Genomic DNA, 14,737 nt, shown 5'->3' on the forward strand with positions numbered 1-14,737 from the left:
TACGAGGTGGACGAGCGGATCCGGCTGCGGTTGCACGTCGCGTACGACGGCACCGACTTCTCCGGCTGGGCCGCCCAGCCGACCCGGCGCACGGTGGCCGGGGTGCTGCTCGCGACCCTGGACCTGGTGCTCGGGGCGGGCACCGTGACCGGCCTGACGGTGGCCGGGCGGACCGACGCCGGGGTGCACGCCACCGGGCAGGTCTGCCACCTCGACCTGCCCGCCGCCGTCTGGGCGGAGCACCGGGAACGGCTGCTGCGCCGGTTGGCCCGGCTGCTCCCCGGTGACGTGCGGGTGCGGGCGATGACGGAGGTGCCCGCCGACTTCGACGCCCGCTTCTCGGCGACCTTCCGCCGCTACGAGTACCGGGTGACCGACGCCCCGTGGGGTGCCGAGCCGCTGCGGCGACGGGACACCCTCGCCTGGCCCCGGGCGCTGGACCCGGCTGCCCTGAACGTCGCGGCGGCCGGCCTGGTGGGGGAGCACGACTACGCCGCGTTCTGCCGGCGCAAGGAGAACGCCACCACGGTGCGCGAGGTGACCAGGCTGGACTGGCGGCGGGACGCCGACGGGATCCTGGTCGCCACCGTGCAGGCCGACGCGTTCTGCCAGGCGATGGTGCGCAGCCTGGTGGGGGCGATGCTGACCGCCGGGGACGGCCGCCGGCCGGTCGACTGGCCGGCCGGGCTGCTCGTGCGGCGGGACCGCGCAAGCGAGGTGACGGTCGCCCCGGCGCACGGGTTGACCCTGGTGGCCGTCGGCTATCCGGACGACCCGGCCGACTACGCCGACCGCGCGGACCGGACCCGCCGCCTGCGGCTCCCGGTGGAGTCCTAGCCGGTCGGCTGGTGCTGCCGGCTGGCGGCGGCGCTGCGCTGGCGTGCCGACTCGTAGAGCACGACGGTCGCGGCGGCCGCCGCGTTCAGGGAGCTGGCGGCCCCGGACATCGGGATCCGGACGAGTTGGTCGCAGGCTGTACGCCAGCCGACGCTGAGACCTGAGGTCTCGTTGCCGATCAGGATCAGCGTGGGCCGGGTGAAGTCGTATCCGGCGGCATCGACGGGGGCGTGCTCGTCGGCACCCACGATGCCGAGGTCGACACCACCGGCGTGCAGGTCGGCGACCCAGGACAGCACCGCCTGGTGTGCGGGTACCCGGACCACGGGCAGCGCGAACAACGAGCCGGTGCTCGCCCGTACCGCCTTCGGGTCGTACACGTCGGCGGCGTGGCCGGTGACGATGACGCCGGACGCGCCGAAGGCGTCCGCGGACCGGATGAGCGTCCCGATGTTGCCGGGGCTGGTGGGCCTGTCGAACACGACGGTGAGCATGGTCGGCCCGACCGGGATGCGGCCCAGGTCGTCCTCCGGCAGGGCGACCACGGCCAGCAGTTCCGGCACCGTGTCCGTCTTGCCGCCCAGCTCGTGCATCAGGTCGGGGGCGACGGCGTACCGCTCGGCCGGGACGGTGTCCAGGGTCGTGCGGGCCCAGCCGGACAACTGGACGTCGGCGTCGTAGAGCAGCTCCCGGATCTGCCAGCCGTGTTCGACGGCCATCGCGATCGGGCGTACGCCCTGCACGAGGAACTCGCCGCGCCGCTGCCGCTTGGTCCGGTTGTGCAGCAGCGCCTCCCACTGCTGGAACCGCGCGTTGCGGCCACTGACCCGCCCGCTCACGACTGTTCCCGCCTCCCCGCTACCTCGGGATCGGGGGTCTCCTGCCCGAGTCCCCGGCGGATCGTGATCTCCACGGGCGAGTAAGCGCCGTCGGCCCGTTCCAGTTCGTACGGTGCCGCCGGCAGCAGCGGCGGCTGGGCCATGAAGCGGGGCCGTGTCCCGTGGTGCGGCTGCGCCGCGTGCACCAGGAACGGATGGCAGAGGAAGACGTCACCCGGGGACCCGGTGGCCAGCGCGACCGGCCGGTGGTCCGACGCCGCCACCAGCTCGGGCGCGAGGTCGAGCCCGCTCGCCCCGTCCTCCCCGTACTTCTCGAGCACCTTCGGCACGTCGAGGTGCGAGCCGACCCTGATCCGGGTCGGGGCGTCCCCGGCGCCGACCTCGCTGAACAGGAACAGCATCAGCAGGGCCCGACCCTGGGAGCGGATGTTCGTGAAGTACCAGCTCGCGCCCTCCGGCAGATAGCTGCCCTCGATGTGCCAGCCCGCGTCGTCCGGCTCGTCCGGGTGCGGGAAACGCAACGGGAAGGTGCCCAGTGAGTAGCGCGGCTCCCAGCGTCCCGCGCCGACGAGCAGGTCGTACGCGTGGTGCAGGTACGGGGAGTTGGGTGCGGCGGCGAACGGCCCCTGCGCCATGCCGGGCACCCAGTGCACGGGCTTCGTCCAGGTGGCCGGGTCGTCCGGGTCGCAGCCGGTCTCCCGCCACAGCAGCCGCGCGCAGTCCGCGGCCACCCGTGGCGCGACGGCTCCCGCCACCTTCACGAAGCCGTCGTGAAGGAACCGGGATACCAGTGTCGTGTCGTCCATGCGCCCATCGTGGGGCGGCACCGGGCCCGGTCGCCCGACACTTTCCGCTCCGCTTCGGTCGGGTGTGCCGCACCGGTGCCGACCACGATACGAAGGGTCGGGTCGCCCGGTACGACGGCTCAGGTTCCGCCGCAGCGCCGAAGGGAACGAACGCATGGAAACCCGCATCGTCGGCCGTCCCGCATTCCGGCTCGTGGGGCACGCCACCCGGGTTCCCCTGATCCACCGGGGCGTCAACCCGTACATCCAGCGGCACGTCGCGGCGCTGCCGGCGCGGGAGCACCTGCGGCTGAAGGCGCTCGGCGACACCGAGCCGGCCGGCCTGCTCGCGGTCTGCGCCGACCTCGACGCGGACTTCGACGAGGGCAGCGAGCTGACGTACCTGCACGGGGTCGCCGTGTCACGGGGCACGCCGGTCCCGGCCGATCTGGACGTCATCGAGGTCCCGGCGGGCCGTTGGGTGGTCCTGCGGGTGGTGGGGCCGGATCCGCAGGTCCTGCAGGAGACCTGGGCCACCGCCGTGACGGGGTGGTTCCCCTTCAACCCGTGGCGGCTGCGGCCGGGGCCGGAGATCGTCGCGGTGTCCGCGGGGACGGACGACCCCGGCGGTACGGCCCGGGAGCTCTGGCTGCCCGTCGAGCCGGCGTAGCGACCGGTCCGCCGCCGCAGCCGGGTCGCCCGGCATGACGCGGGCCCGGCCGGAGTGGCCGGGCCCGTGTCGACGGTGGTCAGTCGCCTGGCAGTTCGTCGGTGTCCGGGTCGTCGCCGCGCGGGGTGGCGGTGGGTGTCCGGCTCGTCCCGGCGGACGGGGTCGCCGCAGGACCGGTGGCCTTCGCGGTGGGCTGGTCCACACTGACGCCGGCGGCGCGGCGGTCCAGCACCCCCTTGTCCAGGTGCAGCTCGATCAGGTCGTAGATGATCTCGCGGACGGCGCGGTCACCGGCCGGGACGGCACCGGCGTCGTCCCGGGTGACCAGGCAGTAGGCGACGTAGTGGCCGCGTACCTGCCAGGCGACGCGGGCGGCGGCGGTGGCGACCGACTCGGTGTCGTCCCCGGCGGGCATCCCCCGGAACCGGCCGCGCCGGTCGTCGAGCAGCGGTCTGATCCGGTCCCGGACGCGTTGCGCGGTGGCCAGGTCGGTCAGGTTGAGCAGGCCGGCGGTGAGCAGGTGGTCGCCGTCGGGGGAGCGCAGGGTGGCCCGGACGACCTGGCTGCACCCGAGGGTGACCAGCAGGTCGGCGATCTCGCCGGTGGCGGCCACGGCGCAGTTCGCGCCGGACTGGGTCTTGAGCACCTGGTACTCGTGTCTGTCGACGCCGACGACCAGGGTCTTGTCGGGGAAGACCTCCTTGGTGGTCAGCGGCTGCCTGTCGACGTCCCGGGTGTCCAGGGGGCCGGCGGCGGTCGGGTCGGTCGGGGCGGTGCTCGTCGACGCCGTGGGTGCGGCCCCGGTCTGCCCCGGATCGTCGGTGGCGGAGCGGTCGATGAGCAGCAGGGCCCCGCCGATGCCGCAGAGGCCGAGCAGCATCAGCACCGCCGCCCCGCCGACGGCGATCTGCCAGAGCCGGCCGCCCCGGGCGTCACCGGAGCGGCGGGACCGGGACCGCTGTGGCGTGGGCGTCGGGGCGGGCACCTGGACGGCGGAGCGGATCGGGACGGGATCGGCCTCCGGCGGTGCCGGCCGGCTGGTCCGGGGCAGGGAGGGTGCCGGGAAGCGGGACGGGGAGGGACCGGCCGGTGCGGTCGGGCCGGGTTGGAACAGCGGCAGGTCCGCCCCGGGCCGCGGGTTCTCCTCAAACGCGTCCTCAGCGGACTCGTACCGATATACCATGTCGCCCAGAGTAGGGTCCATTGCCCCTTTAGGGGATAAAATCAGGAAATACTGCGCGGCGCGTCGGATGCCCCGGGCCGTCCACCCCGGCGTGCCGCCGGGCACACCGACCGCCGACGACGGGACCGGTACGGGCCGGTGGAACAATGCCCCGGTGACCGGCGACCACTACTTCACCCCGGAGCCCAGCGCCCCGGCCCAGCCCCGCGAGGTCGAGTTCCACGTCGCCGGGCGCGACTACACACTCGCCTCCGCAAGCGGGGTCTTCTCCGCCACCCGGCTCGACCCCGGCACCGCCGTCCTGCTGCGCAAGGCCGAGCTGCCGACCGCCGCCACCGGTGGCCACCTGCTCGACATCGGCTCCGGATTCGGTCCGATCAGCTGCGTGCTGGCCGACCTCGCGCCGACCGCCACCGTCTGGGCGGTCGACGTCAACGAGCGGGCCCGCGCGCTGACCGCCGCGAACGCCGTCCGCCTCGACGCCGCCGACCGGATCCACGCCGTCGCCCCGGACGAGGTGCCGACCGACGTCACCTTCACCCAGGTCTGGTCCAACCCGCCGATCCACATCGGCAAGCCCGAACTGCACGCCCTGCTGCGCCGCTGGCTGCCCCGGCTCGCCCCGGACGGCGTCGGCTGGCTGGTGGTGGCCCGGCACCTGGGCGGCGACTCGCTGCACCGCTGGCTGCTCGACGAGGGGTTCGCGGTGACCCGGCAGGCCAGCCAGAAGGGCTACCGGGTGCTGCGGGTCACCAGGTAATCCGGTGTCGCCCGCCCCCGCGCCTCGGGCAGGATGCCGGCGTGGGATACGTGGACGTGGCAGCGGTCGGGCACATCCTCCCGGACGGTCGGGAACTCTTCGCCGACGTGTCGTTCCGGGTCGGTGAGGGGGCCAAGGTCGCCCTGGTCGGGCCGAACGGCGCCGGCAAGACGACGCTGCTCCGGATGGTCGCCGGTGACCTGCCGGTGCGTACCGGCGCAATCGCCCGCTCCGGTGGGCTCGGCGTGATGCGGCAGTTCATCGGCATGATCGGCGACGAGTCGACGCTCGCCGACCTGGCCCTGTCGCTGGCCCCACCGGCGTTGCGCGCGGCCGGCCGCCGGCTCGCCGACACCGAACGGGCCATGCGCGACGCCGAGCTGCGCGGCAAGTACAGCACCGTCGCCGGCAAGGCCCAACTGGCGTACGCCGACGCGCTGGCCGCCTGGGGCGAGGCCGGCGGGTACGACGCCGAGGTGCTCTTCGACACCGTCACCACCACCGTGCTCGACCTGCCCTGGGACGCCTCCCGGGACCGGCCGGTGCGCACCCTGTCCGGCGGGCAGCAGAAGCGCTTCGCCCTGGAGCTGCTGCTGCGTGGCCCCGACGAGGTGCTGTTGCTCGACGAGCCGGACAACTTCCTCGACGTACCGGGCAAACGCTGGCTGGAGCAGCGGCTGCGCGAGTCCACCAAGTCGGTGCTGTACGTCTCGCACGACCGGGAACTGCTCGCGCACACCGCCGACCGGGTGGTCGCCGTCGAAGGGGGTAGCGCCTGGGTGCACCCGGGGGGCTTCGCCAGCTGGCACGAGGCCCGCACGGCCCGGCACGCCCGCCTCGACGAGCTGCGCCGCCGCTGGGACGAGGAGCACCAGAAGCTGCGTGAGCTGATGCTGATGTACAAGCAGAAGGCCGCGTACAACGACGGGCTCGCCTCCCGCTACCAGGCGGCACAGACCCGGCTGCGCAAGTTCGAGGAGGCCGGGCCGCCGCCCGTACCACCGAAGGACCAGGACATCCGGATGCGGCTGGCCGGCGGACGGACCGGCAAGCGCGCGGTGATCTGCGAGCAGCTGGAGCTGGACGGCCTGACCTACCCCTTCGACCTGGAGCTGTGGTACGGCGACCGGGTGGCGGTGCTCGGGGCCAACGGCACCGGCAAGTCGCACTTCCTGCGCCTGCTGGCCCGGGGCGGCACCGACCCCGACCCGGCCAACGGCCCGGTGGACGGGGCCGCCGCGCTGGCCCCGGTGGCGCACGGCGGGGTGGTCCGGCTGGGTGCGCGGGTGCGCCCGGGGCACTTCTCGCAGACCCACGACCGGCCGGAGCTGATGGCGAAGACCCTGGTCGAGGTGCTGTGGCGCGGTGACGAGCACCGGGACGGGATGGACCGGCACGCGGCGATGGCGGCGCTGAGCCGCTACGAGCTGGCCGCCCAGGGTGACCAACGCTTCGGCACCCTCTCCGGCGGCCAGCAGGCCCGGTTCCTGGTGCTGCTGCTGGAGCTGTCCGGGGCGACCCTGCTGCTGCTGGACGAGCCGACCGACAACCTCGACCTGGCCTCGGCGGAGGCGTTGGAGGCGGGAATGGCGGCGTTCGCCGGTACGGTCGTGGCGGTCACCCACGACCGCTGGTTCACCCGGTCGTTCGACAGGTTCGTGCTGTTCCGGGGCGACGGTGACGTGGTGGAGACCCCGGAGCCGGTCTGGGACGTGGGCTGAGCCGCCTACGCGGAATGTGAGGCGACGACCACGACCGGTCACCGGGCGTGGTCGTCGCCGGTCGGGGCCGGTCCGGCCGGCATAGGGTGGATCTCGTGACTGAGATGACCTACCGCCGGCTGGGCGACTCCGGGCTCGTGGTGTCCGTGGTCGGCGTCGGCTGCAACAACTTCGGCCGCAAGCTCGACATCGACGGCACCCGGGCGGTGGTCGACGCCGCGCTCGACGCCGGGATCACCTTCTTCGACACCGCCGACATCTACGGCGAGCCGCCGGGCGGCTCGGAGGAACTGCTCGGGCAGGCCCTCAAGGGCCGGCGGGACGACGTGGTGCTGGCCACCAAGTTCGGCATGTCGATGGGCGGTCGCAACGGCCGCGACTTCGGGGTGCGCGGCTCCCGGCGGTACGTGGTGCGGGCCGTCGAGGCGTCGCTGCGCCGGCTCGACACCGACCACATCGACCTCTACCAACTGCACGAACCCGACCCGGACACTCCGGTCGACGAGACGCTCGCCGCGCTGGACGACCTGGTCCGCGCCGGCAAGGTGCGCTACCTGGGCAACTCCAACTTCTCCGGCTGGCAGATCGCCGACGCGGACTGGACGGCGAAGACCCGGGGGCTGACCCGGTTCGTCAGCGCGCAGAACCACTACAACCTGCTCCACCGGGACGCCGAGGTCGAGATCATTCCGGCCTGCGAGCGGTTCGGCCTGGGCCTGCTGCCGTTCTTCCCGCTGGCCAACGGGCTGCTCACCGGCAAGTACCGGCGGGACACCGCGCCGCCCGCCGGCAGCCGCCTCGCCGGTGGCGGCCGGTACGCCGAGCGGCTCGCCGCCGCCCGCTGGGACACCATCGAGGCGCTGGAGACGTTCGCTGCGCAGCGGGGGCTCACGCTGCTCCAGGTGGCCATCGGTGGGCTGGCCGCCCGACCGGCGGTGGCCTCGGTCATCGCCGGCGCCACCACCGCCGAGCAGGTCCGGGCGAACGCCGCCGCCGGCACCTGGCAGCCCACCGACGACGACCTCGACGCCCTGGACGCCCTGCTCTGAGCCGACGGTCGGGCGGGATGACGGGCCCACCGGGCCGGTTGGAGGCTGACCTGCCCGGACGAGTTCCGGCCTGGTAGGGCCGACGCTTCGGCCCCGGACACCGGTGGGTGTCCGGGGCCGATCGGTCGTCGGTGGGTGGCGGGAACCGGTGCCGGGGCGTCAGCCGCCCAGACCGGCCGGCTGGTCCCCGGGTCCGGGGTCGACCCGGCGACGACGCCACAGCAGCGCCGCCGCGGCGACGACCACCACGAGTCCGCCGGCCAGCCACGGCCACCACCGCACCCCGGCCGGATCGGTCCGGTCCGCCGGGCGTTCAATGGCGACCGGTGACGGCGACTGGGCCACCCGGGCCTGCACCTGCGCCGTCGCCGTGCTCTGGTACGGGGCGGGGGCGCTGACCGTCACCCGCCAGTCGCCGGGGGAGAGCAGCGGGCCGCTGCTGTAGAAGCCCTGACCCTCCCCGGCCGGCTCGATCTGCACCGGACCCGCCGTCCGGCCACCCTCGCCCTCGGCGGTCAGGGTGAGCCGGACCAGCTGGTCCAGCCGGTGCCCGTCGGCGTACACGGCCATCACGGTGACCCCGCCGGCACCGTCACCGGCCACGGTCAGCTTGATTTTCCCGCCGTGCGCCGCCGCCGGGCCCGCAGGCAGGGCCACCAGGACCGCCACGACCAGCGCGGCAAGGGCTCTCAAGCTACGCATCGACGTCTCCTTCCGATATGGAGGGGGCCGCCCCCACCGTCGGTGTCGACGGTGGGAGCGGCCCCGTGGTGCTCCTTACAGCGAACCGCCCTCGGCGATCCGGGTGGGGTCGGCACCGAGCCGGCCGGCCCCGTCGACCGACTTGTTGTCGTTCGCCTTGACGCCGGCCTTGGTGGCCGCGCCACCGAGCCGGACGATCATGGCGTCGGCGTCCCGGACCAGCACGTCCCGGACGTCGGTGTCGGTGACCACGGCGGTGTCGGTGGCCAACGCCTTGAAGGCGGTCAACTGCTGCACCGCCCGCTTGTCGTTGCCCGCCGCCTCGGACTCCCGCACCGCGTCCAGCTTGTTGGACAGCTGGCGGTGCGCCTTGGTGGTGAGTCGTCCGGTCGCCTTGAACCGGTCCAGCAGGTTCTGCATGTCCCGGAACGAGGTGGTGACGAAGAACCGGACCGTCGAGGTGGTGGAGTTGCCCGCCTTGTCGGTCGCGGTCACCGTCAGCTCGTGCAGGCCGAGCGGCAGCTCGTACAGCGCCTGCAGGGTGCCGCTGGCGTACGCCCGGCCGTCCAGCACGCCGGAGGTCGTCTTGATGCCGGAGGTCGGGTCGACCGCCTGCCACGAGATCCGGACGTCCTGGCTGTCACCGTAGAGCTGGCCGTCGGCGATGCCGGAGACCAGCAGCGTCGGCTTGGTGCCGTCGATCTTCACGACCGCCGACTTGAGCGCCTCGACGTTGCCGGCGGCGTCGGTGGCCCGGTACAGCAGCTCGTGCGTGCCGTCCCCGGTCACCTCGACCGGCGTGGTGTACGCCGTCCAGGCACCGCCGTCGAGCGACCACTCCAGCTTCTTCACCCCGGAACCGGCGTCGGTGGAGGTGATCACCACCGGGACGGTGCCGTTGTGCCAGCCGTCGTCGTTGGCCGGGGCGAACGACGCCGAGCTGACCGGCGCGGTGGCGTCGATCTTCACGGCGACCTTCTTCGTCGCCTCCACGTTGCCTGCCGCGTCCGTCGACCGGAACCGCACCTCGTGCGTGCCGTCCCCGGTGACCTGCACCGGCTCGGTGTACGCGGTCCAGGTGGTGGCCCCGTCGAGCTGGTACTCGGTGCTCGCCACCCCGCTACCGCCGGCCTCGTCGGCCGCCGCCAGCGTCACCGTGACCGGGCCGGTGTACCAACCCTCGGTCGGGGTGCCGGAGACGGTGGCCGTGGTCACCGGGGCGGTCGTGTCGGCCGCCTTGGTGGAGAGCCGGAAGTAGTCGAACGAGGCCGTCTTGGAGGTGGCCGCGTTCGCGCCGAGGGTGAACAGACCGACCTTCGGGGTGGCCCCGACGGCGGTGTTCGTCAGCGTCTCGAACGTCGTCCACTCCTGCCCGTCGGCCGAGTACGACGCGGTGAAGGTGTCACCGGCGCGGGCCAGCCGCAGGTACCACACCGCCGAGGTCAGGTTGGAGACCTGCGGCTGCGGGTTCTGCGTCACCCCGGCGACCTCGCCACGGAACTCGATCCGCCGCGACGGGGTCTGACCTGCCTGGTTGTCCACGATGAAGTCGAACTTGACGTAGTTGTCGTCGTCGGCGTGGACGATCAGACCGGCCTGCTGGTACTGCTCGGCCAGCGCGCTGCCGTCGACCTTCGTCTCCAGGGTCCAGTCGCCGCTCGGCGCGGTCTGGAGGATGAAGTTCGTCGGCCCGGTGTTGCTGGTGCCGTAGATGTCACCCTTCGGCACGTCGATCTTCAGCGCGCCGTCGGCCACCCGGTAGGCGGCCGGGTCCTCCCGGAGCACCGCGTTCCACCGGCACTTGTCCAGCGTGGTGCCGGTGAACTCGTCCGACGGGTCCACCGGGCCGGCCGGGGCGTCCGGCGAGACCACGAACGAGTCGAACACCGCGTCCACCACCGGGGCGGTGGTGGCGCCGTTGAGGGCGAGCAGACCGATCCGCGGGTTGGTGATGCCGGCCAGCGCGGCGGACCGGCCGACCGGGGTGAACGTGGTGCCGTCGGTCGAGAACTGCGCGGTCAGGTTGGTCCCGTCGCTGATCAGCCGCAGCCAGATGGTGTCACCGGCCGGGGCGGCCACGGCGTCCGCCGAGTCGTTACGCGGCGTACCGGCGGTCTCCCGGATGAACTCCACCTTGCGCGAACCGCCGTAGAGCAGGTCCACCTTGGCGTAGTTGTCGTCGTCGCCGTAGATCAGCAGGCCGGCCTGCTGGTAGTCGGCGGTGACGGGCACGGTGACCTTCGTGGTGGCCTGCCAGGCCCCGCTGGGTGCGGGCTGGAGCACCAGGTTGGTCGCGTCGTTCCGGGAGCCGTACAGGTCACCGGAGGCGGTGGGCAGTCGCAGCGCCCCGCCGGAGACCGAGTAGAGCTGGTTCTCCCGGACCACCGACCAGCGGTCCTTGTTCAGGCTGTTGCCGGTGAACTCGTCCGACCGCGCGCCGAGGCACGAGTTGGTCGGCGCGTCCACCTTGACCGGGACGGTGGCGTAGGACTTCGCGCCCCGGCTGTCCGTCACCGTCAGGGTGGCGGTGAAGGTGCCCGGGGTGGTGTAGGTGTGGGTGGCGTTCAGGGTCGTCGCCGTCCCACCGTCACCGAAGTCCCAGGCGTACGTCAGCGGGGTGTCACCCTCGGTGTCGGTGGCCGTGCCGGTGAAGGTCACGGTGACCGGCGCGGTGCCGGTCGCCGGGGTGGCGGTGGCCGTCACCTGCGGCGGCGCGTTGTCGGTGACGCCCCGTCCGATGAAGTCCATCCAGTTGACGTTGAACAGCGAACCCGCGCCACCGGCCGGGTCCTTGGCGACGAAGTACAGCGCGCCCTCCGCGCCGGCCGTCACCGGCGCGGTCACGTCGACGAACTGCTGCCAGCCGCCCGTGCCCGGCACGGTGGCCGTGGCCACCACCGGACCGTCGACGGCACCGGCGTGCACGTCGATCCGGCCGCCCTGGACCTCGGAGGCCACCCGGAACCGGATCTGCTCGACCCCGGTCAGGTTGGCCGGGACGAGCGACCACCAGTCGCCGTCCTCGATGAAGCCGATGTTCTGGCCGCCACCGGCGGGGTCGGTGGTGGTCTCCTTCTGCACGCCCGGGTCACCGCCGCCGGTGCTGCCCGGGGCCCGCCCGGTGGCCGTGAAGTACTCGGCCTGCTTGCGCTTGGGCTGGAGGATCTCGATCGCCCGACCGGTCAGCGGGCCGGCGCCGCCGGTGCCGCCGTCGTCGGTGTAGGTGGCCTCGAAGACCGCGAAGACGTTGGCCTCCGCGCCGTGCCCGGACGCCAGCGAGGTCTGCACGGTGCCGGTGCAGCCGGTGTGCTGCTCCAGCGGGTGGGCGTGCTCGTCGTGGCCGAGCAGCACCTGCAGCTGCACCCGGTCACAGTCGACGGTGCCGTCCTCCGGGTCGGTCACCTTGATCGTGTACTTGACCTGGTCGCCCCAGTCGAAGAAACCGCCGCTGGGCGGGAACTCGATGGTCACCGTCGGGGCGGTGTTGCCGACCGTCACCGGCACGTTCGCCACGGCGGTGCGGCCCTTGGGGTTGGTCACGGTGAGCTGCGCGGTGTAGTCGCCGGCCGCGGTGTAGGTGTGGGTGGGGTTGGCCTCGGTGGAGGTCTGCCCGTCACCGAACTTCCACGCGTAGGTCAGCGTGCCGCCGTCCGGGTCACGGGACCCGGCGCTGGAGAAGTTCACGGTCAGCGGCGCGGCCCCGGAGGTGGGGTCGGCGCTGGCCTCGGCGATGGGGGCGCGGTCACCGGCGGTGTAGTCGATCCGGTAGACCCCGGAGTCGTCGTTGTTGCCGCCGAACCCGGTGCCCCACTCGATCATGTAGAGCGCGCCGTCCGGGCCGAACTCGAAGTCCATCGGGCGGATCATCGGCATGCCGGTGAGCAACTGGTTGATGTCGACCAGCGTCTTGCCGTCCTCGCTGACCTGCATCGTGTACATCTTCGACTGGTTCCACTCGCCGAGCAGCGCCTTGCCGTCGTAGTACGCCGGCCACTTGCGGCTCGACGTGCTGTCGGCGTCGTAGCGGTAGACCGGGCCGCCCATCGGGGCGCCGCCGCCGCCGATCTCGGGGAAGCGCGGGTCGCCGGCGTAGCCGTAGTCCACCGTCGCCGCGATGGCCGGCGGCAGGTTGGTCAGGCCGGTGTTGTTGGGCGAGTCGTTGACCGGCGCGGCGCAGTCGAACTTCGCCCCGCTCGGCCCGGACGGGAAGGTGTAGTCGTTGTACGCCTTGTTGTTGCCGGTGCAGTACGGCCAGCCGTAGTTGCCGGCCGTGGCGACGATGTTCCACTCCACCAGGCCCTCGGGGCCCCGGTTCGGGTTGGCCGCCGAGGCGTCCGGCCCGTAGTCGGCCACATACAGGGTGTCGGTCTTCTGGTCGACGCCGATCCGGAACGGGTTACGGAAGCCCATGCCGAAGATCTCGGGACGGGTCTTCGCGGTGCCCGGGGCGAACAGGTTGCCCGCCGGGACGGTGTAGGTGCCGTCGTCCTCCGGGTGGATCCGGATCACCTTGCCGCGCAGGTCGTTGGTGTTGCCGGCGCTGCGCTGCGCGTCGTAGTCCTGCCGGCCGGCCCGCTCGTCGATCGGGGTGAAGGCGCTGGACTCGAACGGGTTGGTGTTGTCGCCGGTGGCCAGGTAGAGGTTGCCCTGCGAGTCGAAGGTCATGCTGCCGCCGGCGTGGCAGCAGGTGTTGCGCTGGGTGTCGACCTGGAGCACGACCTTCTCGGTGGCCTTGTCGATGGTGTCACCGTTGACGGTGAACCGGGACAGGTAGTTGCGCGGGGCGCCACCGGCCGGTGCGTAGTACAGGTAGATCCACTTGTTGGTGGTGAAGTCCGGGTCGAGGCGCAACCCGAGCAGGCCGTCCTCGTTGCCGGTGAAGACGTCCAGCCGGGTCGCGGTGACCGTGTTGCCGGTGTCCGGCTTCACGATCTGCACCCGGCCGTCGCGCTCGGCGTAGAACACCCGGCCGTCGGGAGCGATGTCCAGCTCCATCGGGTTGTTGGTGTTGCTGTCGAGGGTGACCTTCTCGAAGTTCGCGGTCTTGGTGGCGCCGCAGTCGGCGTTCTCGACGCCGGCCGCGGTGCGGATGCCGCCGAGCAGGTGGCTGAGGAACTCCGGCTCGGTGTACGACGCCTGGGTGTGGCCGCCGCCGGTGTACCAGGAGCGACCGCCGTCGTAGTCCTGGCACCAGGCGGTGGGGTGGTCGGCGCCCATCGCGCCGGCACCCGGGCTGTAGGACTTCTCGTCCAGGCTGGCCAGCACGTGCACCTTGGAGCGCGGGTTGGTGCGGAAGTTGTACCACTCGTCGAACCGGGACCAGCGGTCCGGCAGGTCGGCGGTCGACGGGTGCGCGGGGTCCTCGACCTTGACGGTGGCCTGCTGGTTGGCGGGGTGGCCGGAGAAGTACGCGCCGACCAGGTTGCCGTACCAGGCCCAGTCGTACTCGGTGTCGGAGGCGGCGTGCACGCCCGCGTAGCCGCCGCCGGCCTTGATGTAGCGCTCGAACGCGGCCTGCTGGGTGGCGTCGAGCACGTCACCGGTGGTGGAGAGCCAGATCACCGCCTGGTACTTGGCCAGGTTGGTGTCGTTGAAGGCGGCTCCGTCCTCGGTGGTGTCGACGGTGAAGCCGTTCTCGGTGCCGAGCTTCTGGATCGCGGCGATGCCGGCCGGGATGGCGTCGTGCCGGAATCCGGCGGTCTTGGAGAAGACCAGGACCGAGAAGGGTTCGGCGGCGGCTGCCGCCGGTGCCGGTGCGGCCTGTGGCAGGGCCGCCGCGGCGGGAGCGGCCTGGGCGGCGGTGCCGCCGATCAGGCCGCCGGCAAGTAGGGAGAGGGCCAGTAGACCGGCACCCAGTGGGCCGCGACGTGCGCGGCGATGGCGGGATGGAGACACTCCATGCTCCTTTTGTCCGTGCTGGACAGTGGTGGGGGCATGGGGACGACTCGCCGCAGACCGTCCCCGGTCGGATCGGTGTGGGCCCGCCGAGGTCCGCACCAGTGGCGATCAGGTGCGGGCCACGCCGAGGCTCCGCACCTGAATAATGTCGATCGGTTGAACAAATTAGCGCCGCTGGATTGGTTTCCGGCAAGGCATGAGCATGTAACGATTCGGTATCGGCGACTCGCTTTTCCGGCTTATGTGGATACAAGCCCACAACCGTATGCATCGATGGTCATGGATCAATCTAA

General features: G+C 72.5%; 10 protein-coding genes. 5 read left to right on the forward strand and 5 right to left on the reverse strand.

The window, feature by feature from the left end:
• Nucleotides 1-6: 6 nt before the first annotated feature.
• Nucleotides 7-837 (forward strand): tRNA pseudouridine(38-40) synthase TruA, encoded by an 831-nt coding sequence (gene truA / locus ACWCHM_RS00200; RefSeq protein WP_454221216.1) that lies wholly within the window; start codon nt 7-9, stop codon nt 835-837.
• Here truA and ACWCHM_RS00205 read toward each other — a convergent pair.
• Nucleotides 834-1,676: a TrmH family RNA methyltransferase gene (locus ACWCHM_RS00205; RefSeq protein WP_454221217.1), complete on the reverse strand. Its 843-nt coding sequence runs from the start codon at nt 1,674-1,676 to the stop codon at nt 834-836. The two genes, truA and ACWCHM_RS00205, sit on opposite strands and share 4 nt — an antisense overlap.
• Nucleotides 1,673-2,482, reverse strand: coding sequence for a phytanoyl-CoA dioxygenase family protein (locus ACWCHM_RS00210; protein ID WP_454221218.1), 810 nt, complete (start codon nt 2,480-2,482; stop codon nt 1,673-1,675). Before ACWCHM_RS00210 ends, ACWCHM_RS00205 begins: the two co-directional genes overlap by 4 nt.
• Before the next feature lie 154 nt (nt 2,483-2,636).
• Here ACWCHM_RS00210 and ACWCHM_RS00215 point away from each other — a divergent pair, with 154 nt between their 5' ends.
• Nucleotides 2,637-3,131: a GyrI-like domain-containing protein gene (locus ACWCHM_RS00215; RefSeq protein ID WP_239484969.1), complete on the forward strand. Its 495-nt coding sequence runs from the start codon at nt 2,637-2,639 to the stop codon at nt 3,129-3,131.
• A 79-nt stretch (nt 3,132-3,210) separates the two neighbouring features.
• Here ACWCHM_RS00215 and ACWCHM_RS00220 read toward each other — a convergent pair whose 3' ends face one another.
• Nucleotides 3,211-4,314 carry a hypothetical protein gene (locus ACWCHM_RS00220; protein ID WP_454221219.1) on the reverse strand — a complete coding sequence of 368 codons (1,104 nt, stop codon included), beginning with the start codon at nt 4,312-4,314 and terminating at the stop codon, nt 3,211-3,213.
• Nucleotides 4,315-4,468: 154 nt separating this feature from the next.
• Here ACWCHM_RS00220 and ACWCHM_RS00225 point away from each other — a divergent pair, with 154 nt between their 5' ends.
• From ACWCHM_RS00225 to ACWCHM_RS00235, 3 genes are all read left to right on the forward strand, one after another.
• Nucleotides 4,469-5,074 (forward strand): class I SAM-dependent methyltransferase, encoded by a 606-nt coding sequence (locus ACWCHM_RS00225; RefSeq protein ID WP_204957705.1) that lies wholly within the window; start codon nt 4,469-4,471, stop codon nt 5,072-5,074.
• Between the two features lie 41 nt (nt 5,075-5,115).
• Nucleotides 5,116-6,795, forward strand: a complete 1,680-nt coding sequence (locus ACWCHM_RS00230; protein WP_204957706.1) for an ABC-F family ATP-binding cassette domain-containing protein — start codon at nt 5,116-5,118, stop codon at nt 6,793-6,795.
• A gap of 86 nt (nt 6,796-6,881) precedes the next feature.
• Nucleotides 6,882-7,844, forward strand: coding sequence for an aldo/keto reductase (locus ACWCHM_RS00235; protein WP_204957707.1), 963 nt, complete (start codon nt 6,882-6,884; stop codon nt 7,842-7,844).
• Nucleotides 7,845-8,003: 159 nt separating this feature from the next.
• On the opposite strand, the gene ACWCHM_RS00240 is transcribed toward ACWCHM_RS00235, so the two are convergent.
• Together ACWCHM_RS00240 and ACWCHM_RS00245 are read right to left on the reverse strand one after the other, a co-directional pair.
• Nucleotides 8,004-8,546, reverse strand: coding sequence for a hypothetical protein (locus ACWCHM_RS00240; RefSeq protein WP_454221220.1), 543 nt, complete (start codon nt 8,544-8,546; stop codon nt 8,004-8,006).
• Nucleotides 8,547-8,621: 75 nt separating this feature from the next.
• Nucleotides 8,622-14,441 (reverse strand): ThuA domain-containing protein, encoded by a 5,820-nt coding sequence (locus ACWCHM_RS00245; RefSeq protein WP_204957709.1) that lies wholly within the window; start codon nt 14,439-14,441, stop codon nt 8,622-8,624.
• Nucleotides 14,442-14,737 lie beyond the last annotated feature (296 nt).

This window comes from Micromonospora sp. SCSIO 07396, from assembly GCF_053667945.1.

Excerpts from the sequence above, each read along its gene's own strand:
- ACWCHM_RS00210 (WP_454221218.1), bottom strand. The coding sequence starts at position 2,482 with ATGGACGACACGACACTGGTATCCCGGTTCCTTCACGACGGCTTCGTG.
- ACWCHM_RS00215 (WP_239484969.1), top strand. The coding sequence starts at position 2,637 with ATGGAAACCCGCATCGTCGGCCGTCCCGCATTCCGGCTCGTGGGGCAC.
- ACWCHM_RS00220 (WP_454221219.1), bottom strand. The coding sequence starts at position 4,314 with ATGGTATATCGGTACGAGTCCGCTGAGGACGCGTTTGAGGAGAACCCG.
- ACWCHM_RS00240 (WP_454221220.1), bottom strand. The coding sequence starts at position 8,546 with ATGCGTAGCTTGAGAGCCCTTGCCGCGCTGGTCGTGGCGGTCCTGGTG.